This window comes from Pseudomonas baltica (assembly GCF_031880315.1).
Classification (GTDB): domain Bacteria; phylum Pseudomonadota; class Gammaproteobacteria; order Pseudomonadales; family Pseudomonadaceae; genus Aquipseudomonas.
In genome coordinates this window covers 5,508,832-5,527,935 of sequence record NZ_CP134771.1, presented here as the reverse complement: position 1 = coordinate 5,527,935, position 19,104 = coordinate 5,508,832, and the positions used below count along the sequence as shown (strand labels likewise).

The window sequence follows — 19,104 nt, the reverse complement described above, 5'->3', positions numbered from 1 at the left end:
TCGCTCCGATTCGTATCTGAGTGTGTTTCTCATTTGCAATCGCACCCAATATTGACGTAAATCCATCAACATCAGGAATCACCTCTTGAATCGTCGCCTCTCCGCCAGCTTGCTGCTGGTCAGCGCCTGCAGCGCCCTGCCCCTCGCCCACGCCGCCGATGAGGTGGTGCTGCCATCCACGCAGATTGAGGACAGCGCCGTTCGCGGCGACGAACCCAGTGTGGGCTATCAGGGCAAGCCGGCGTCCAGTACCACCAAGCTGGGGCTGACGGACAAGGAAACGCCGCAGGCGATTACTACCATCACCCGCAAGCAGATGGATGATTTCCACATGAACGGCATCAAGGATGCGCTGCGTTCAGCGCCCTCGGTGACCGTAGAGCAAAGCGAAACCGACCGTACCGAGTTCACCTCGCGGGGGTTCGAGATCGGCTCCTTCGAGTACGACGGCATGGGCATGCCGTTCGCGCAGACCACCCTGATCGGCGATCAGGACATGGCCGAATTCGAGCAGATCGACGTGCTGCATGGCGCTAATGGCCTGATGAGCGGCACCGGAAACCCGTCGGCGACGGTCAACTTCGTGCGCAAGCGGCCTACCGACACCTTCCAGGCGCAGATAGGCACCAGCGTGGGCTCGTGGGACAGCCGCCGCGTCGACGTCGATGTGTCCGGGCCGCTGACCCCCACCGGCAATGTGCGCGGACGCTTCATCTATGCGCACGACAAGGGCAACTCGTGGATGGATCGTTACAGCCACGAAAAAAACGTCGCCGCCGGCCTGTTGGCATTCGACGTGTCCGACGCTGACACCCTGACCGTAGGATTCACGCAGCACAACAGCGACTCCAATGGCAGTACCTGGGGCAACCTGCCGCTGATCGATGGAAATGGCAATCGTATCCACTACAGCAGCCGCAGCGCCAACGTCGGCCAGCCGTGGACCTACTGGAACATGCACACTCAGCGCGCCTTCGCCGAGCTCAAGCATGATTTCGGCAATGGCTGGAACGCCACGGTGACTGCCACGGCGATCAACGAGAAACAAGACACCAACATGTTCTACGTCGACAGTGTCACTGACGGTACGGCGAGAGCCTTTACTGCCCATACCACCAGCGAAGCCCACGAGATGATCGGCGAAGCAAAAGCCTCGGGGCCGTTCAGCCTGTTCGGGCGCGAGCATCAACTGACGGTGGGGACTACCTACGGCCGCACTCATCAGAAGGCCCGCGAATGGGATCCCGAGCCCGGCGGCTACTACGAACTGCCATTTGCCGGCGTGCTGCCTGGCGCAGTCGCAGAGCCGGACTTCACGCAAACCAGCGACGGCAATACACAAAACTTCGTCGACCGACAAAAAAGCCTTTTCGCCGGCGCCCGCTTCAGCCTGGCGGACGACCTGCACTGGATCGCCGGCGCGCGCATGATGAGCATGGACAGCTCGGGTGCCAGCTATGGCTCCGATCACTCCCAGCGCGAGCACGGCAAGGTCACGCCCTACACCGGCCTGGTCTACGACCTGACCCCGCAGTGGAGCGTCTACACCAGCTGGACCAAAATCTACAACCCGCAGTACGGCTACAACGGCCTCGACGGTAAACCTCTGGCACCGCTGGAGGGCAAGAGCCTGGAGGCCGGCCTCAAAGGCAGCGTACTGGACAACCGCCTGGACCTCACCGCTGCCGTGTTCAAGACCCAGCAAAGCAACGCCATGGGCAGCTACATTCAGTCTGGCTCCCAGTACCTGTATCAAACCACCGACTACAAAAGCCATGGCATCGAGCTGCAAGCCTCAGGCGAAGCCCTGCCCGGCCTGGACCTGATGGGTGGCTACACCTACGTGCGCATCGACGATGAAGATGGCGACAAGACCCGCCGGTACGTACCGACCCACAGCTTCCATGGCATGGCCAGCTATCGCCTGCCGGGCATGCCCAAAGCCACCGTCGGCACCCGTGTGAGTTGGCAGAGCGGCATCCAGAGCGATGCCACCAGTGTGGTTCGCCAGAACGCCTATGGCCTGGTCGATTTGATGGCCAGCTATGACATCGATAGCCACTGGAACACGGCGCTGAACTTCAACAACATCACCGACCGCAAATACCTGCTATCGATGTACAGCCAGACCGCGTCGAGCTACGGCGCCCCACGCAACCTCACCGCCTCGGTCACCTGGAAGTACTGATCCCACCACTGTCACTCACCGTGAGCCCTGCAGAGCGCTCACGGCGAGTGCCCCAGAGGGCCGATTGCAAGTGGACGCAAGGGCCTGGGCACTCGCTTGCGGGCGACCAAACAGATACCCCTGCGCGAAATGGCAGCCGTTGCGCGCCAGCCATTCCGGCAGATGGGGCAGATGAAATTCCTCGATCCCTTCCGCAGTGACCTGCATGTTCAAGCTACGGGCCATGCCCAATATGGCCTCGACCATCGGCAGATGATTGATCGCGCCGGGCTCGAAGAACGAGCGGTCGATCTTGATCTTGTCGATGGCCAGCCGGGTCAGGTGATAGAGCCCCGAGTAACCGGTGCCGAAATCATCCAGCGATACGGTGATCCCATGGGCTTGCAGCTTGCTCAGGTTGCGCCGGGCAGCATCCAGGTTGCCGACCAGGGCCTCCTCGGTGATTTCCAGCTCCAGTCGACTGCACGGAAAATCCAGCTGTTGCAACTGCGCCAACAGGGCATTCGGAAAGCACTCGTCGATGATCATCGCCGCGCTGATATTGAGCGACAGGCGATAGTCGCCCCGCCACTGCCGCGAGGCGGCGCAAGCCTGGGCGAGCAACGACCGAGTGACGGCCGCCAGCAGGCCCAGATCCTCAAGCACCGGTATGAAATCCCCGGGCATGACCACACTGCCGTCGGCCTTGATCCAGCGCGCGAGAATCTCGAAGCCCACCACTTGTTTACCCGGCAGCGCCACGATCGGCTGGTAGAACGGCACGATCTCTTGCCGTTCGACGGCCAGCGTCAGCGCGAACTGCAGATCGGACAACGCCCGCCGCTCAAGCTCGTACTGCGGATCATAGAAGTTGTAGGTGGAGCGACCGCTCTGCTTGCCGCGGTACATGGCCGTGTCGGCAAAATGCAGCAAGGTCGAGGCATCGGTGGCGTCGACCGTCGAACGGGAAATGCCCACCGTGGCACCCAGACCCGAGGGTTTGACGATTTCGGGCATCGGCGCGCTCAGATTGGCGATGACGGTTTCGGCGATCTGCGCCAGCATCGACACCTCGTGATCCGCCTGCAACAGCAGGCAAAACTCGTCGCCGCCCAAGCGGGCCGCTATCGCGCCATATTCCAGGGCGATGTCCTCAAGACGACTCGCCACCTCGCAAATGACGCTGTCGCCGACCGAATGGCCGTGGTTGTCGTTGACCGGCTTGAAGTGATCCAGATCGATCAAGAAGATCACCACCGGCTGGGACGCCGCCAGCCACTCGGTGAGCAGATCCATGAACTTGCGCCGGTTGATCAGGCCGCTGAGCGAGTCGTAATAGGCCAGGGTCTGCGTTTGCGAATGGGCCCATTGCATACGCCGATAGCTCTGGCGCGTATTGCTGACCAAGCGCTTGAGCACCAGAATGGGCAAGATCAACGACATGAAAGAGAACGCCGTCGAGGTCAAAACGAAACGCCAACGCTCGGCATTTTCGAAATCGCTCTCGTAGGGCAGGCCAAACAAGTGCATGGTCCATGCTTCCAGCCGAAACTCCCAGAGAATCGATATGCCACCCATCGTCAGGACCGCCAGCAACACAATCAGGGTCAAGCGCAGGGGGCTGTATTGGTAGAGGTCGGACATGGGCAGTACCGCGAAGGAAAAGGCGCATAGATATCATATAGCCATCACTGCCCCGCGTGTACAACCGTCGGTCTTGATGCGCGCGTTACAGTCATCCTGTAAAGCACGGTTTTAAAGGCGATACGCCGCTGTAGAGCCTGTCCCAGGCATGGCCACGTGGGGACAATTGATCCGTTCAGTGCACATCTGTACACTCAGTTATCTTCTTGATCGCTGGGCCTTCCCATGCTTTATCTTCTGCGCATGCTGCTACTGGCCATCCACTTCCTCTCGGTGGGCCTCATCGGGTTGATCATCGGCGTGCTTCGTCCCTTTGATATCAACAACACCCGCCTGTTCGCGAACCTCTACGGCCTGGCTGCCGAAAGCATCCTCGGGATGCGCATCGAGGCGCAGATCGAGACTCTGTTCGCCCAGCCGCCGGGCTTCGTGATCATTGCCAATCACCAATCCAACTTCGATCTATTCGTCATGGGCCGTTTCCTTGCTCCGCGCACCGTTAGCGTCGGCAAGAAGAGCCTCAAGTGGCTGCCGCTGTTCGGCCAGCTATTCTGGTTGGGCGGCAACGTGTTGATCGATCGCGGCAACCCGTACCAAGCGCGCCGCTCGCTAGAGGCGACATCCCGGGCATTGCGCGACGAGCAGACGTCGATCTGGGTGTTTCCCGAAGGCACACGCAATCCGCAGCCGACCCTGCGCCCGTTCAAGAAAGGCGCGTTCCAGATGGCAGTGGATGCCGGCGTGCCCATAGTGCCGGTGTGCATCAGCCGTTATGCCGGCCGCCTGCGCCTGGGCCAATGGCGCAGTGCGCGGATCGTGATCAGGGCGCTGCCGGCGATCGGCACCCATGGACTGACACGCAAGGACATTGGTGATCTGGCGCTTGAATGCCAGGCGCTCATGCAGGGCTGCCTCGACCAAATAGCTATCGAGGGGGGCGATGATGATGCTCCTGTCAACCATCGTAACAACAAGCAACAAACTGCCACAAAACTGAAATAACAGCTTGTCATGCTCTGCGCTTGTTTCAGTACGCCAAGGACGGCGGCCCCTTCTCGTCGCGCGAGCCTCCATGAATCAAAGCATTGTGCATAACCAACAGGACTCCGACCTTTTCGGCCTGCTCTATGGCTTCCGCTTTCGCCCAGGGGAGCGCGGCCAGGAAATCGATTCGGTGGCGGCACTGGGCTGTTTGAACGGCCCCGAGGTGCCGGAAGAGTTCGTCTGGCTGCATCTGAGCCTGGCCCACGCCTCGTGCGAGCGCTGGATGAAAGCCAACCTGGACATGCCTGAAGAGTTTTTCGAGGCCCTGCACGAGGGCTCGCGCTCGACCCGCATCGAACACATCGACTCGGCGTTGCTGGCCGTGGTCAACGATGTGGTGTTCGATTTCAATATGCTTTCCACCGATATCTCCACCCTGGTGGTGTGCGCCCGCGGCCACCTGTTGATCACCGCGCGCGTGCAACCCTTGCGCTCGGTGGACAAACTGCGCTCGTCGGTCAAACGCGGCGAACTGTTCCGCTCGCCGCTGGAATTGCTGGTGCATCTGTTGCGCGATCAGGGCGAGGTGCTGACCCAGTTTTTGCGCCAGACCAGCATCAGCGTCGACCATATCGAAGACCAGTTGCTGTCCCAACGGCTGAGCAGCAATCGGGCCGAGTTGGGCGCCATGCGCCGCGTGCTGGTGCGCCTGCAACGTTTGCTGGCCCTGGAACCGGGCTCGTTGATGCGCCTGCTGCACAAGCCGCCGACCTGGTTGCTGGAAGAAGACGTGCAGGAGCTGCGCCAGTCCACCGAAGAATCCGCGCTGGTGATCAGCGATCTGACGGCCCTGGTCGAACGCATCAAGCTGTTGCAGGAAGAAATCGCGGCCAACCTCAACGAACAGAGCAACCGCACCCTGTACACCTTGACCGTGGTGACGGTGCTGGCGCTGCCCATCAACATCGTCGCCGGTTTTTTCGGCATGAACGTCGGTGGCATTCCCTTGGCCGCCAACGAGCACGGCTTCTGGGTGCTGGTGGCGGTGGTGGCCACCTTCACCTTGATCACCGCGCGCTGGGCGTTTCGCAAGCGCTCGGACTGATCCCGCCTATTCGCCGGCCCGCGCTGCTGCCATCTGGTCGTTGAACTGCTTGAAGAAGCCGGCGTAGTTGCCGTTCGCTTCGGCGAAGCGCAACGGCTTGACGCGCTCGACGAGGATTTCTTCGGCCTCTGGCGAATGCTCGAAAATCCCCATCACCTCGGCAATGAATTCCTTGAGCGGCATGGCGTGCGGGTCATTGGCCTGGCGCTCGCCCATCAGCCCGGTCTGCACATAGGGCGGCGCCAGTTCGTGGACTTTCACCGCCGTGTCCTTGAGTTGGTAGCGCAACGACTGGCTGTAGGAATGCACCGCCGCCTTGGTTGCGCAGTAGCTGGGCGTCAGGGCCAGCGGCAGGAAGGCCAGGCCGGACGACACCGTGACGATGGCCGCATGGGGCTGCTGGAGAAAGTGCGGGAGCAACGCGCGATCCAGACGCAGCGGGCCCAGCAGATTGGTGGCCACGGTGTCATCGAGCGCCGAGTCGCCGGCCAGCAGGTTCTCGCTGCGCATGATGCCCGCGCTGTGGACTACCGCATTGAGGCGCGGGTAGCGGGCAATCAGCTCGGCAGCAACGCGCTGGACGTCTGCCGCATCGGCGATATCCAGTACCACGTAGTGCAAGCCCGGGTTGGCTGCAGTGACCTGCTTGAGCACCGACTCGCGGCGCCCGGCGATGATCACTTCGTTGCCCAAAGCGAGGAAGGCTTCGGCCAGCGCGCGGCCGATACCGCTGCCGCCGCCAGTGACCAAAAGGGTGTTGGCTGTGCTGTGCATAGTGAACTCCAAGGGTGCGGTGCCCCGTGCGGGGCGACCTGAGCTACGATAGGAGCATACGGCGCGATCGGGAAGTAGGCGCCGCAAAGTGCATTACTTACCCAAAGGAAACCATGGCGATGAATCACCCTCTGCAACCTGCCACCCTCCCCCCGCAGTGGCCCCATGGCGAGGACGCCAATGACCCCGCGCTCGACGCGCTGGTACGGGAAATCATCGGCCGGGTCGCCGACAAATGGACCATGCTGGTGATCGAGGCGTTGGCCGAGCACGGTTGCCTGCGCTTCACCCAACTGGCGGCGCAGGTGGGTGATGTCAGCCAGAAGATGCTGACCAAGACGGTACGGCAGATGGAAGCCGATGGCCTGTTGATCAGGACGGTGTACCCGGTAGTGCCGCCCAAGGTCGAATACCAGTTGACACAGATGGGCATGGGGCTGGGCGCGGCGTTTTGTGGCGTGTGGCTGTGGGCGCAGGAACACCGCGAAACCATCGAGGCCTCGCGCCGCGACTATCAGGCGCGCAACGAGGCCAGTGAGGAGCGGAATGCCAGCTGAAAGGCATCCCGCAGGGTCTTGATCGCAGTCACTCCAGCGGCACGGTCAGCCGATCGATCACCGGACGCGTCTGCGGGCGCACGCCCCGCCACCACTCGAAAGCTTCGGCCGCTTGTTCCACCAGCATGCCGACACCGTCGGCAATCCGCGGGACGCCAGCATCCTGGGCCAGACGCAGGAATGGCGTGAGGCCCTTGCCGTAGGCCAGCTCATAGGCCAGCAGCGCTTGCGTGAACACCGCCACACCGATGGGCGGCAGCTCGCCAGTGAGGCTGGCCGAAGTAGCGTTGATGACCAGATCGAAGTGCTGGCCGGCAAGGTCCTCATAGGCGCTGACCCACAGCCGCTCATGATTGACTTCCTTGGCCAGCGTGCGCGCCTTGTTCAGGTCGCGATTGGCGATCACCAACCGCGCCGGCCCCGCTGCCAGAAACGGCAGCAGCGCACCGCGTACCGCCCCGCCGGCACCGAGCACCAGCACCTGGAGGCCGGCCAACGGCGTCTGCAAGTTGTGCTCGATGTCGCGCAGCAGGCCGATACCGTCGAAGTTCTCGGCGTAGATCTTGCCGTTTTCGAACTTCAGCGCATTGGACGCCTTGGCCAGGCTGGCCCGCTCGCTGCGCGCATCGGCCAGCTCGAAGGCCTGCAGCTTGAAGGGCGCGGTGATGTTCATGCCACGCCCGCCCTCATCACGAAAGCCGCGAACCTGAGCGGCAAAGCCGTCCAGCGAGCCTTCGATGGAGCCGTAGGTCAGGTCCTGATCGGTGACCTCGGCGAACAGGCCATGGATCAACGGCGATTTGGTGTGGCTGATCGGCCGGCCGATCACGCTGTAACGGTCTGTCATCACACACCTCCGTGGGCAAACAGGACGCCATCGGCTTGCATCGCGGCGATCTCGTCGGCGCTGAAGCCCAGCTCGGAGGCCACCTGGGCGTTGTGCTCGCCCAGGTCCGGCGCTACCTGATGGACAGTGGTATCGCAATCGGAAAAACGGAACGGCAGATTGGGCATGCGCAAGGTGCCGTAACGCGGGTGCTCTTGCTCGACGATCATGTTGCGCGCCTTGATCTGCGGGTCGTTGATGACCTCATCGATGCGCTGCACCTTGGCGCTCGGCACGTCGATCTCGTCCAGCAGTGAGAGGACGCGCGCTACCGGATTGGCCGCGACCCAGCGCTTGACCACGTCGAGAATTTCCACGCGATGAGTGTTGCGCCCTTTGAGACTATGGAAACGGCTGTCGGTCCCAAAGCCGGCAGGGCCGCCGTTGGCTTGCAACATCACTGCGAAGCGCTTCCAGGCATCGTCCACTTGCGCGGCGATCACCAGGTCGCCGTCGGCGGCGCGGAACACGCCGTAGAGGGTTGAGGTGGGCATGTCGTGACCGGTCTGCTCGGGCACCACTTCGCCGTTGGACAGGGTGTAGCACTGCACCGCGTATTCGTGCATCGACACCAGGGTGTCGTAGAGCGCCATATCGATGTGCTGACCGCGACCGCTGTTGACCCGGCCGAGCAGCGCCGCGTTGATCGCCGCCACCGCGTGGATGCCGGTGTACATGTCGCCTAGCGAGATACGCAACAGCGGCGGCGCTTCGCCGGGGTTGCCGACCATCTGCATGATGCCGCTCTTGGCCTCGGCGATCAGGCCGAAACCGGCGCGATGGGCATCGGGGCCGGTGTGGCCGTACGCCGAGATCGAGCAGTACACCAGCTTGGGGTTGCGCGCCGCCAGCTCGGCGTAACCGAGGCCGAGCTTGTCCAGCGCACCGGGGCGGTAGTTTTCAATGAACACGTCCGCCGAATCGCAGAGCTTCTGCATGAAGGCCTTGCCGCGCGGGTCCTTCATGTTGACGCTGACGCCGCGCTTGCCCATGTTCAGTTGCAGGAAGTAGCCGCTTTGCTGCTCGTCGAGAGTAAAGGCATGCTGGCGTCCGGCATCACCGCTGCCGGGGCGCTCGACCTTGATCACTTCAGCGCCCAGGGCGGCGAGACAGCGGCCCACATAGGGACCCGCCAGGAAGTGGCTGTAGTCGATGACGCGGATGCCTTTGAGTGGCAGTGGCTGGCTCATGCTTGTGGTCTCCGCGGGATCATCAGACGATGTTCGCCGCGCTGGACCACCTCGCCATGCTGGTTGATCAGTTCCGATGGCAGCACGACGATGCCCCAACCCGGTTTGCTCTTGCTGGCGCGCATGCTGCCCACGCGAAATTTGACGTGGAGCACGTCGTTGACCTTGATCGGCAACGCGAAGTCCCAGGTCCAGCCCAGCGACATGCCCGGCAGGAAGCGGTAGTCGCTTTGGGTCTTGAGGCCGTCGGCGATGCTCAACCCGAACAGGCCGTGGGCCACCAGGCAGCCGAAGTGGCTGGCGTTGGCATACGCCTCGTCGACATGCACCGGGGTGTGGTCACCGGTGAGGTCGGCGTAGGCGAGAATGCGTTCCTTGGTGACGGTGTACGCAGGGCTGATGCATTCATCGCCCTCTTGTGCATCGTCCCAGTATTTTTCCTGGACAGTCTGAATAGTCATAAGGCAGCTCACACGCGAGGGTTGATGGCCAGGATCTGCGCCACGCTGGCGGCAGGCGAGGCTTGAATGAACTCGACGGCCAGGCCATCGGGCAGGCGCAGCCAGTTGCGGCCTTGAGGCATTTGCGTGACGTCGAACGTCCAGGCGGCGGCGAGTGCCGCCTCCATGTCCTCGCACATCACGCCCAGGTGCCCGAGGCGGCCTTCGGGGCCGGCGAAATCGGGCGCGCTCATGAACTGCATGCCGCCCAGGTTCCAGTACTGGATGGGCTCCTCGACCGTGCCCTGGACTTCGCGCAGGGTCATGCCGAACACCTCGTGGAAGAAACGGATATGCCAGTGGATGTCTTTGACCCACACGGCGACATGCTCGACGTAGGCTTTAGGGATGCTCACGATTTGGCTTCCTCTTGTTGGTTGACGGCGGGATGGTTACCGGCAGATTGGCGATCGGCCTGGAGCTGATCGGCCTCTTGATGGTCGGCCATGGCTCGCTCGATGCCTTTCATGCAGGCGACCAGGGTGGCGTTGACCGGGGTGGGTACGCCGTGGCGCAGGCCCCAGCGCACGACGGAACCGTTGATGAAATCGACCTCGGTGATCGAGCCCTTCTCGAGGCTCTGCAACATAGAAGTCTTGAAGGATGCCGGCAGCCCCTCGCTGGCCAGGTTCCAGGCGGCGCCGGGTTTGGTCAGGCTCAACTGCACCCCCGCGGCGGTGGCCACGGCAATCGCCTCGGCCACCGCGTCCAGGGCCGTGGCCTTGAGCAGCGGCTCGCTGTAGAGCTGGCCGTAGGTGAGCATGGTGATGCCGGTGAGTGCACCGGTGGCGACGTTGATCAGCAGTTTGTCCCACATGGTGCCGACGATGTTGTCGCTCACCGTGGTGGCCAGGCCGGCGCCTTTGAAGGCCTCGGCGATGGCTTGCACGCGGGGGGTGATCTTGCCGTCGAGTTCGCCGATGTAGGTGTGCTTGCCGACCACGCCGGCGCGGATGCTGCCCGGCGCCAACATCACGCCGCCGACGTAGGTCTTGCCGGCCAATACCTGAGAGCGCCCTACGGCCTCGGCGAGGATGTCCTCGTGCCCCAGGCCGTTCTGCAGCGACAGCACCAAGGTGTGCGCACCCACCAATGCCAAGGCACCGGCGATCGCTTCGGCGGTGTGGAAGGATTTGACCAGCACCACCACCAGATCGACCGGGCCGATATCGGCGGCCGAGGTGCTGGCGTTGATCCTGACCGCGCGTTCACCGCGCTCGTCGATTACCTTGAGCCCGTCACGGTTGATGGCCTGGACGTGCTCGGCATTGCGGTTCAGCAGCCAGGTGTCGTGCCCGGCTTCACTGAGCGTTGCGCCGATGGCGCACCCAAGGGCGCCAGCGCCAAGAATGCATATCTTCAAGTTGTGGCCCTCTCTTTTTGTCAGGCCACAATAGATAGACGCTGCACGTTGAGCTATACAATGAACGCAATACCACTATTTAAAATTTTAATAATGAAAAACTCCGACGGCTTGCCCGAACCCAAATTGCTGCAACTCTTCGACGTGCTCTACGACACCCGCAGCGTCACGCGCTGCGCCGAGCAGCTGGGCCAGAGCCAGCCGACCATCAGCATCTGGCTGGCCCGCCTGCGCGAGCAACTGCACGATCCGCTTTTCGTGCGCACGCCCGTCGGCATGGCGCCGACGCCCCGCGCCGATGCCCTGATCGGCCCCTGCCGGGAGGTGCTCGAGTCCTTGCGGCGGCTGACCACCCACGAGCCGGATTTCGACCCCGCCACCGCGCTGCGACGTTTTCGTTTGTGCGTCAGCGACGCCAGCCACATCACCCTGCTGCCACAGGTGCTCGAACACTTGCGCAAGGTGGCGCCGGGCATTCGCCTGGAGGCAGCGCGCATCGATGGCAACACCGAGCGCGCGCTGGAATCCGGCGAAGCCGATCTAGCGGTAGGATTTGTGCCATGGCTGGGCGGCGGCATGTACCAGCAGGTGCTGTTTGCTCAGGACTGGGTGTGCCTGAGCAGCCTCGACCACCCGCGGATCGCCGGCCCGTTGAGCCTGGAACGCTACTGTACCGAGGGGCATGTGCTGATCACCGCCGGCACAGGGCAGAAGCTCCTGGAAGCGGCCATGACCCGCCAGGCCATCGAGCGCCGAATCATCCTTGAACTGCCAGGGTTTCTAGGCCTGGGCGCCATCATCGGCACCACCGACCTGATCGCCACCCTGCCCCGCCATATCGGCGAAACCCTGGCCCGCATGCATCAGTTGACCGTGCACGACTGCCCGGTGCCGATCGAGGCGTTTTCAGTGAAGCAGCATTGGCATGCGCGCTATCACCTGGACAGCGGCAATCGCTGGTTGCGCGGGGTGATCCTTGAACTCTTCAAGCGCGATGGTTGAAGCGCGCTCTATCACCGTTGCCAGCGCCTTGCCTAGGAGCTCCAGGCCGAGGCCGATCTCCTCCGGGCGGACCGTCAACGGCGGGGCATTTCGGGACACGCCGCCCATGTCCGGCAGTTGCACGATATTCATAGTCTGGCCCAGATCCACGTGCTTTCGATGAAACTGCAGAGTTGCACCCTCTGTCGAAAGGGTTCGGGGCAGATAAGCGTGCGCCTGTGACCCGCCAAGGGAGTGAATTCATGAGTGATACCTTTGATCTGCATCGTTTCGTCGAGGCCCAACTGCCGGTGTTCGACCGCGCTCTGCACGAGCTGCGGGCAGGCCGCAAGACCACTCACTGGATCTGGTTCGTGTTCCCGCAACTGCGCGGGCTGGGGCGCAGCGAGATGGCCGAACGCTTTGGGCTGTCGGGTGCCGCTGAAGCGCAGGGCTATCTACAGCACCCGGTGTTGGGGCCGCGGCTGCTGGAAAGCGTCACGACCTTGCTGCAGCACCGCGACAAGAGCGCCTTGGACATTCTCGGGCATCCTGATGATCTGAAGCTGCGTTCTTGTCTGACGTTGTTTGCTGCTATCGCGCCGGACGATGCGGTGTTCCAAGAGGCGCTCGAGTGGTTCTTCGGCGGGGAGGCGGATGCCAGGACGGTGTTGTTGTTGGGGGAGTGAGACGCGGGCTCGAAGCAGCTCTTCATGTACGGCCGCGGCAAGTGGCCGTACATCACTGCCGGGGGACTGATCCCTCAATTTATCGCTTGCGTCCATATCATCCATGTGCGCTCTGCCGATCTCGAGCTATCCAAAATAGGGACCAATAGCCATGCGCCATGATGCGCAACTTCTTGCCACCTAAAATCCCGAAAAGCACTCTAAATCCTCTACAAACCCCGTAGTCCGGGACCTCGCGCCACATGGCAACTTCTTGCACAGTGGTGTGCAAGAAGTTGCGCACTTTCCAGAATCAATAGATCAAAAAATCACCAATAATTCCAATATAGATATTCAAACCATTGATTTAAATGGCCAAATATTAGTTGGCACGACAATTGATTGCTCGAACGCACCTGGACAACCCCGTCCAGCCCAGGCATTGACTGTACTGGCTAGATGAGCACTTTTCAGCCTATGACAACCCCGCTAAAGTGCGGGTCCCATTTGATCATCGCCCCCCTTGCTCTGCTGGCTGACGCCGGGATCATCAAAGGTACGCACCTGCTCGAGATGGGCCAACTTACGGCCACAGCACCTTTCGAAAGCCAGCCTCAGATCATGGCCATATTGCACACCACGAACGACGCCTTGATCAACGTAGAGCAACTGCTGAAATGGACGCTGCTCACGGTCGATAACAAGAAAACAACACTATGAATGGAAGCACCATGGAAACTGCCAAAGCGCCTGCCACCAGCACTGACCTCCCAGCGAATGTCCTTTCGTTAGGGCCGGGCAAAGACCTTTCCGAAACCTGTACCGTTTCTTTCGAGCCAAAGGCGCCGCCCTGCTCCCAGACCTACGAAACCGTCATCTACGCCACGGAAGAACAGGAGTTCTGGTTGCTGCCCAGGCGGGCGGCAGAATCCATGAACGAAGCCATCTACATCTTGGAAAAACAGATCGCGCCCAGCAAGTCCCAGGACGAAAGACTGAAAGGGCTGGATGACAGCGGCCTGCTGGAGTATTTCCTCGAGCCCAAGCTCAGTAACTTCCTCGAAGGTACGAACAAGGCCCGAATGCAAGAGATCGAGGCCGAGGTGCCTGATATCGCTCTGGGTACGCCGGCCGTCTTGACCGCCAAGTACGCCAAGGCCGAGGCTGAGAAAGAAGCGCTTCCCAAAGCCACAGCCGAAGCCAAGACAGGAAAAGAACTGTCTATCGAGCGGATGAAGCAATACAGCCAAGAACAGGACCTGCGCGAGGATCAGCGTAACCAGACGATCTCGATGAACGCGATCTACAACGAGTGGAAAGCACTCAAGGACATCGCGGTCGCCAAAGCCAGGACCGAAGGCTATACCTACGAGAACGGCAGCCTGTTTACGCCCCAAGCCATGGAAGCACGCAAGCGCGTCCAGACCTATCTCGAAAAGCGCAAACCACTGCTCAAGAGCGGCAAAACCTATAGCGCTGACGAAATCGCGTCCCTGTTGGCCGAAGACAAAAAGCGCTACGAAGACCTGCGCAACTGCATGTCGACTTGTAACGCGGCCATGTCCAACTACGGAGCGTGGAAGGCTGAACAGGCTGGCAAATTCAACTACGCTGCCTATACAGATGCCATCATCAAGGTCGCCGAGTACGGCATTGCTGTGCCGGAGTACGCACTGATCGACGGCGATCTGGCCAGCGGTATCCAACAGTTCAATAGCTACCTGGCCACTGAAAAATCCCAGTTGGAGGTCAACGAGCGCTTGCGCGCCAAGTACAAAAGCTGGATCGAGGCCAGCGGCCAGAATGCCCAGGCGCCCGCCGGACTGGTTGCGGCAGAACGCGCCGAATGGGAGCGCCTGCAAGCCATCAAGCAGGCACTCAAGGAAAAAGCCGAACAGAACATCGCCGCCGCGCCGGTACGTCGTCACCTGTTGTGGGACCCCGAACAGTTTCAGCCACAACCCGCCGACCGCTTGGTCAAGGCCGGCTTCCCGCTGCGCGAAGTCAGCACCTTGGGCGCCAAGAAAAAAACGCTTAGCTGGTTGAGCATTCTCAACCTGCGAGACGCCAAGAGCATCATCGCCAGCGACTTGAAAAAAGCCGGCAAAAAAGTCCCCGAAGCCTTCAAGACCCTGCCCACCAATGGCGATGGTGGCGCCTCCAAGGACGCCGCACTCAGCGTCTTTGGCCAATGGCTCACCAGCCACGGCGCCATGCGCATCGACGACCAGGCCGGCGACTGGTTCGATCATGACGGGTGGTTCGACATCGAGAAATTCCACACCTTCCTGCAGAGCAAGGGCTGCAAGGTGGTCAAACTGCAGAGCGCCAGTGACCGCCTCGAATGGGGCGAGCGCTTGAAGCAGGTCGTGTTCAAGGAAAGCATCCGCAGCGACGTGCGGCTATTCGATAAAAGCCCCCAGGCACAGTTCGTACGGTGCCTCACGCCGCCTCAAGACAGCATCCATCACGAGTTCAAAGGCAAAGGTCCTTCGTTTTCCGTCTCCGACGGCCTCGCGATGTCCGGCAATGTGGCGCTGAGCATCGATCTGGCTCGTGGCGAGGTCGAGTTGTTGAAAGTCGATCTGCCAGACCGCAACAAGGCCAAGGACGTAAGCATCACCTATTACGTGGGCGACGCACGGACGCCAAAAACAATGAGTTTGGGCCGGTTCTCCATGCACTTTGGCGCACGTGCCTGGGGTTACGCCGGCGCCTCGCTGATGTTGGCGGGCAGCATCGGGATCGGCCGCGACAACGTCAAGTACGGGGTCAACCTGGACCCGATCAAACCGGCCCAACGCGAAGATGACGCCGCCAAGCAGGAACGCAGCGCTTATGAGGCCGAGGAGAAAAGCAAAAAGGAGGCTGGCCCTACCCTTCCCAGCGATCCCCTGAAGCACGAATCGAAAGCCGCCACGGCGGTGTCCAACAATACCTCTGAAACAAAGCTCAAAGGCTACGCCGCCAATGTCCAGATCGATCAAGGCGCCAAGGCCAGCTTCAACTTGTTCGCTGGCATGCAGGCGGGTATCGAACTGACCGGCGCCATGAACTGGGCTCCGCCCAAGGACCTGGCGGCCTTGAAGGCCGCTCCAACCCTCGGCATCAGCAACAGTGCGGAGGCCAAAAGCGAGAGCCCTTGGTTGACCCTGGCCAAACTGAGCGGCAGCATAGGCGGCGCTTTCGGCGCGGGGATAAAAGCGGATGCGCAAGTATCCGTGGACAAGGGCAAGTTCATCCTCAACATGAAAGCTGCGGTAGTGCTCGGGCCTGGGGCCACGGGCAGCTTTGCGTTTGAGGTGGGTTATGAGGCGGTGGTGGACCTCATCAACCTGTTCCGGCGGGAGTTGCACAAGAATGAGGGGCAGCGGGTTACTTGGATGTCGGAGGAAGCGGCGGATCTGGCGTCCAGGTTGAACTTGCTGGGGGCTGTCGGGTTGGATGTGGATATGATGTATTTGATGGGTGTTGATGCGGTGATGAGTTTGTATGAGGCGTTGACGAGTGGCGGGCGTGGGGGGGCGATTGCCCATACGATTATGACGTATAACAAGCCGGCGGAGCTGGAGGAATGGTTTGTTAATGCAACGCCTGCAGCACTTGGCCCGATGTTTATGACCCTAACATCTGAACCGAAGGCATTTGAGGTTTCCGAACCTCGCGATGGTATAGACGCAACAATCGCGCCCAAAATTACCAGTTACTCGAAGGCGGAAGCCTACCTACTACAACAACAGTCAATAGAATTAATCATCCGCTGGATCATGAACAATGCAAGAAGAACAGGCGGTTTACCTGAAGCACAGCGGCAATTCGAAGATGCTTGTAAACGCATGAATACATTTGGAACGCTACCTGAGGGATCGGGACAAGCATACTGTCAATCGCGCTATAAAATGGACAGCTTTATGAAGGAAGCAGTTTTAAGACTAAACAGCATAAACAACGACAGCATGAGAAGAGAGTATTTTAAAAACTCAAAAGTACTGGGCGGAAATCTAGACACCCACTGCTCGACCATAAAATCATACGATACATTCTACCGAGGCACCTTGACTACTTACAAAGAATAGCCTATCAGGAAATATACAAATGCAAATTACGAAAGTAGTATCCTTAGCCATCCTACTAACTTCCAGCGGGAATATCTTCGCAAATCTCACAAGTGATCAAGCCGCAGCAAAAGACAAAGGCATAGAGTTATACAACCAATACAAAGTAGCCGAGCCGGAGCTACGAATTGCAGCAACTGCTGGCGACAGCGAGGCACAATACTACCTTGCGAACGAAATCAAAAACAGCAAGCAGTACATAACCCCCGAAGCCTACGAATGGTATGAGAAGTCTGCAAACCAAGGAAATTTTTATGCCATGTTCCAACTAGCACGAGGTGATAATCTTTGTAAAGCAATGACGAAATGTGAAAGTGGTAGCAAAACACCTAGAGACTGGTTGAATAAACTAATTAGTACAGCAACTCCGTTTGCTTTGCAGGGCAACGGGGAGGCAATGGAAATGCTGTACTACGCGACGGGAAAGCTGGAGTGGCTTGAAAAGGCAGCCGCAGTAAACTACGCCCCCGCCCAGAGGATTCTAGCTAATTATTACGAGGACGGTAACGGCTACTTCATCATACCCGGCAGCCGAAAAAAAACTATCAACGCACTGCTAAAGTCTTCTGCCGAAAATGGCAATCCTAAGGCTATGATGAGCTATTTCGCCGAACTGAGGGCTCAGAACTCATTAGTAGAAGCAGGACATTGGCTAGAAAAAGCTGCAGAAACTGGCTATGAAGAAGCCGTATTCAATTATGGATACTTCTTAGCAGTTGAGCCGAAGACAGTCGGGATCGACAAAGACATAGTAAAAGGATACGCACTTATATCCCTATTAAAGGAGCTTAATGGTGGAGGAGATGTTCAGACTTATGTCGACAGAACTCTACCAGAAATTTTATCTCAAATGACAGAAGACCAAATAGTCAAAGGTGACGAAATGGCGAAAAACTGGAAATCATCCCACCCTCCACTGTCTTTTTTTCCTGAAAAACTAGGGTACTGAATTATTATGGGGAAGCCGAAGCGCGTCAGAGATGCGCCGATTAACTTGTCGCGCGGCGATGGCAAACCGTGATTAGCGAAGCGCACGGCGCTATTCCCTAAAAACGCCCTAATGCAGTCTCCGGCGGGAGCGTTTTTCGCCCGGTTCTCGTGTTAGGCGCGACTCACCCATACCCATCAGTCGTTTTCGAGCCATCCACAGGTTCGACAGGGCGAATAGATTGGTTCGATCATGACGGGTGGTTCGACATCGAGAAATTCCACACCTTCCTGCAGAGCAAGGGCTGCAAGGTGGTCAAACTGCAGAGCGCCAGTGACCGCCTCGAATGGGGCGAGCGCTTGAAGCAGGTCGTGTTCAAGGAAAGCATCCGCGGCGACGTGCGGCTATTCGATAAAAGCCCCCAGGCACAGTTCGTGCGTTGCCTCACGCCGCCTCAAGACAGCATCCATCACGAGTTCAAAGGCGCAGGTCCTTCGTTTTCCGTCTCCGGCGGCCTGGCGAGTTGCACAAGAATGAGGGGCAGCGGGTTACTTGGATGTCGGAGGAAGCGGCGGATCTGGCGTCCAGATTGAACTTGCTGGGGGCTGTCGGGTAGGATGTGAATATGATGTATTTGATGGGTGTTGATGCCATTATGAACTTGTATGAGGCGTTGACAAGTGCCGGGCGTGGGGGGCTATTGCGCATACTATTATGACGTATAGCAAACCGGCGGAACTTGAGGAATGGTTCGTGAATGCTACTCCAGCGGCACTCGGACCGATATTTATGACATTAATTTCTGAACCAGAATCATTTGAAATTTCAGAGACCAGGGAATTGTCCGGAGAAACGAAATCTTCCAAAGCCAAATACACCAAAGATAAAGCACACTTGCTACAGCAACAAGCCCTAGAGATAGTCCTCCGTTGGATTGTGAGCAATGCAAAAAAAAATGGGTGACTTCAGAATGCGCGACAACAGTTTGAGGACGCTTGCAAACGCATGCACAAATTTGGTTCCATGCCACAGAATTCTGGACAAGCATACTGCGAGAGCAGATACAAACTAGATAGTTTTATGGCAGAAGCGGTACTAAGGCTATTCGACGCCAGAAGTGACTCAGGACGAAACTCCTACAAAAACAATTCCAAACTACTCGGCGCAAACCTTGATTAACACTGCCAAGCATTTAAGTCATATGACACATTTTATCGCAACACAACAATAAGCTATAAAGAA

The 19,104-nt window shown here is 59.4% G+C and carries 16 protein-coding genes and 1 pseudogene; 10 read left to right on the top strand and 7 right to left on the bottom strand.

From position 1 onward, the window contains the following. The first annotated feature begins 85 nt into the window (after positions 1-85). Positions 86-2,188, top strand: a complete 2,103-nt coding sequence (locus REH34_RS25105; protein WP_311969552.1) for a TonB-dependent siderophore receptor — start codon at positions 86-88, stop codon at positions 2,186-2,188. A gap of 15 nt (positions 2,189-2,203) precedes the next feature. Here REH34_RS25105 and REH34_RS25100 read toward each other — a convergent pair whose 3' ends face one another. Next, on the bottom strand, positions 2,204-3,811 hold the full coding sequence (locus tag REH34_RS25100) for a bifunctional diguanylate cyclase/phosphodiesterase (RefSeq protein WP_311969551.1): 1,608 nt from the start codon (positions 3,809-3,811) through the stop codon (positions 2,204-2,206). 225 nt (positions 3,812-4,036) lie between these two features. On the opposite strand from REH34_RS25100, the gene REH34_RS25095 reads away from it, so the two are divergent. Both REH34_RS25095 and REH34_RS25090 read left to right on the top strand, forming a co-directional pair. Continuing rightward, positions 4,037-4,813, top strand: coding sequence for a 1-acylglycerol-3-phosphate O-acyltransferase (locus tag REH34_RS25095; RefSeq protein WP_311969550.1), 777 nt, complete (start codon positions 4,037-4,039; stop codon positions 4,811-4,813). Between the two features lie 70 nt (positions 4,814-4,883). Further along, positions 4,884-5,900: a transporter gene (locus REH34_RS25090; protein ID WP_226506089.1), complete on the top strand. Its 1,017-nt coding sequence runs from the start codon at positions 4,884-4,886 to the stop codon at positions 5,898-5,900. A gap of 6 nt (positions 5,901-5,906) precedes the next feature. Here REH34_RS25090 and REH34_RS25085 read toward each other — a convergent pair whose 3' ends face one another. After that, a complete protein-coding gene (locus REH34_RS25085; RefSeq protein WP_311969549.1) occupies positions 5,907-6,674 on the bottom strand; it encodes an SDR family oxidoreductase in 768 nt (255 codons plus the stop codon). Positions 6,675-6,793: 119 nt separating this feature from the next. Here REH34_RS25085 and REH34_RS25080 point away from each other — a divergent pair, with 119 nt between their 5' ends. Further along, complete coding sequence (locus REH34_RS25080) at positions 6,794-7,231, top strand: helix-turn-helix domain-containing protein (protein ID WP_311969548.1); 438 nt, start codon at positions 6,794-6,796, stop codon at positions 7,229-7,231. Between the two features lie 28 nt (positions 7,232-7,259). Here the strand turns inward: REH34_RS25080 and aroE are convergent, their stop codons facing one another. The 5 genes and pseudogenes from aroE to REH34_RS25055 all read right to left on the bottom strand — a co-directional run. Next, positions 7,260-8,078, bottom strand: a complete 819-nt coding sequence (gene aroE / locus REH34_RS25075; RefSeq protein WP_311969547.1) for a shikimate dehydrogenase — start codon at positions 8,076-8,078, stop codon at positions 7,260-7,262. Next, positions 8,078-9,307 (bottom strand): CoA transferase, encoded by a 1,230-nt coding sequence (locus REH34_RS25070; RefSeq protein WP_311969546.1) that lies wholly within the window; start codon positions 9,305-9,307, stop codon positions 8,078-8,080. The genes aroE and REH34_RS25070 overlap by 1 nt, the downstream gene beginning before the upstream one ends. Beyond that, the gene (locus REH34_RS25065; protein WP_311969545.1) at positions 9,304-9,768 is read right to left on the bottom strand and encodes a MaoC family dehydratase; all 465 of its coding nucleotides are present in this window, start codon (positions 9,766-9,768) and stop codon (positions 9,304-9,306) included. The genes REH34_RS25070 and REH34_RS25065 overlap by 4 nt, the downstream gene beginning before the upstream one ends. Before the next feature lie 8 nt (positions 9,769-9,776). Continuing rightward, positions 9,777-10,163 (bottom strand): VOC family protein, encoded by a 387-nt coding sequence (locus tag REH34_RS25060; RefSeq protein ID WP_311969544.1) that lies wholly within the window; start codon positions 10,161-10,163, stop codon positions 9,777-9,779. A gap of 68 nt (positions 10,164-10,231) precedes the next feature. Beyond that, positions 10,232-11,170: pseudogene (locus tag REH34_RS25055) on the bottom strand (ketopantoate reductase family protein); the annotation flags it as partial. 93 nt (positions 11,171-11,263) lie between these two features. Here REH34_RS25055 and REH34_RS25050 point away from each other — a divergent pair. The 6 genes from REH34_RS25050 to REH34_RS25025 all read left to right on the top strand — a co-directional run bounded on the left by REH34_RS25050 (position 11,264) and on the right by REH34_RS25025 (position 18,825). Next, positions 11,264-12,172, top strand: a complete 909-nt coding sequence (locus tag REH34_RS25050; RefSeq protein ID WP_311969543.1) for a LysR family transcriptional regulator — start codon at positions 11,264-11,266, stop codon at positions 12,170-12,172. A gap of 242 nt (positions 12,173-12,414) precedes the next feature. Continuing rightward, positions 12,415-12,840, top strand: coding sequence for a DUF1810 domain-containing protein (locus tag REH34_RS25045; RefSeq protein ID WP_311969542.1), 426 nt, complete (start codon positions 12,415-12,417; stop codon positions 12,838-12,840). Positions 12,841-13,326: 486 nt separating this feature from the next. After that, positions 13,327-13,539 (top strand): hypothetical protein, encoded by a 213-nt coding sequence (locus REH34_RS25040; protein ID WP_311969541.1) that lies wholly within the window; start codon positions 13,327-13,329, stop codon positions 13,537-13,539. A gap of 11 nt (positions 13,540-13,550) precedes the next feature. Then, positions 13,551-16,895 (top strand): peptidoglycan-binding protein LysM, encoded by a 3,345-nt coding sequence (locus tag REH34_RS25035; protein ID WP_311969540.1) that lies wholly within the window; start codon positions 13,551-13,553, stop codon positions 16,893-16,895. A gap of 19 nt (positions 16,896-16,914) precedes the next feature. Next, positions 16,915-17,883 (top strand): sel1 repeat family protein, encoded by a 969-nt coding sequence (locus tag REH34_RS25030; RefSeq protein ID WP_311969539.1) that lies wholly within the window; start codon positions 16,915-16,917, stop codon positions 17,881-17,883. A gap of 732 nt (positions 17,884-18,615) precedes the next feature. Continuing rightward, positions 18,616-18,825 (top strand): hypothetical protein, encoded by a 210-nt coding sequence (locus REH34_RS25025; RefSeq protein ID WP_311969538.1) that lies wholly within the window; start codon positions 18,616-18,618, stop codon positions 18,823-18,825. Positions 18,826-19,104 lie beyond the last annotated feature (279 nt).

Excerpts from the sequence above, each read along its gene's own strand:
- REH34_RS25100 (WP_311969551.1), bottom strand. The coding sequence starts at position 3,811 with ATGTCCGACCTCTACCAATACAGCCCCCTGCGCTTGACCCTGATTGTG.
- REH34_RS25095 (WP_311969550.1), top strand. The coding sequence starts at position 4,037 with ATGCTTTATCTTCTGCGCATGCTGCTACTGGCCATCCACTTCCTCTCG.
- REH34_RS25090 (WP_226506089.1), top strand. The coding sequence starts at position 4,884 with ATGAATCAAAGCATTGTGCATAACCAACAGGACTCCGACCTTTTCGGC.
- REH34_RS25085 (WP_311969549.1), bottom strand. The coding sequence starts at position 6,674 with ATGCACAGCACAGCCAACACCCTTTTGGTCACTGGCGGCGGCAGCGGT.
- REH34_RS25080 (WP_311969548.1), top strand. The coding sequence starts at position 6,794 with ATGAATCACCCTCTGCAACCTGCCACCCTCCCCCCGCAGTGGCCCCAT.
- aroE (WP_311969547.1), bottom strand. The coding sequence starts at position 8,078 with ATGACAGACCGTTACAGCGTGATCGGCCGGCCGATCAGCCACACCAAA.
- REH34_RS25070 (WP_311969546.1), bottom strand. The coding sequence starts at position 9,307 with ATGAGCCAGCCACTGCCACTCAAAGGCATCCGCGTCATCGACTACAGC.
- REH34_RS25065 (WP_311969545.1), bottom strand. The coding sequence starts at position 9,768 with ATGACTATTCAGACTGTCCAGGAAAAATACTGGGACGATGCACAAGAG.
- REH34_RS25050 (WP_311969543.1), top strand. The coding sequence starts at position 11,264 with ATGAAAAACTCCGACGGCTTGCCCGAACCCAAATTGCTGCAACTCTTC.
- REH34_RS25045 (WP_311969542.1), top strand. The coding sequence starts at position 12,415 with ATGAGTGATACCTTTGATCTGCATCGTTTCGTCGAGGCCCAACTGCCG.
- REH34_RS25035 (WP_311969540.1), top strand. The coding sequence starts at position 13,551 with ATGGAAACTGCCAAAGCGCCTGCCACCAGCACTGACCTCCCAGCGAAT.
- REH34_RS25030 (WP_311969539.1), top strand. The coding sequence starts at position 16,915 with ATGCAAATTACGAAAGTAGTATCCTTAGCCATCCTACTAACTTCCAGC.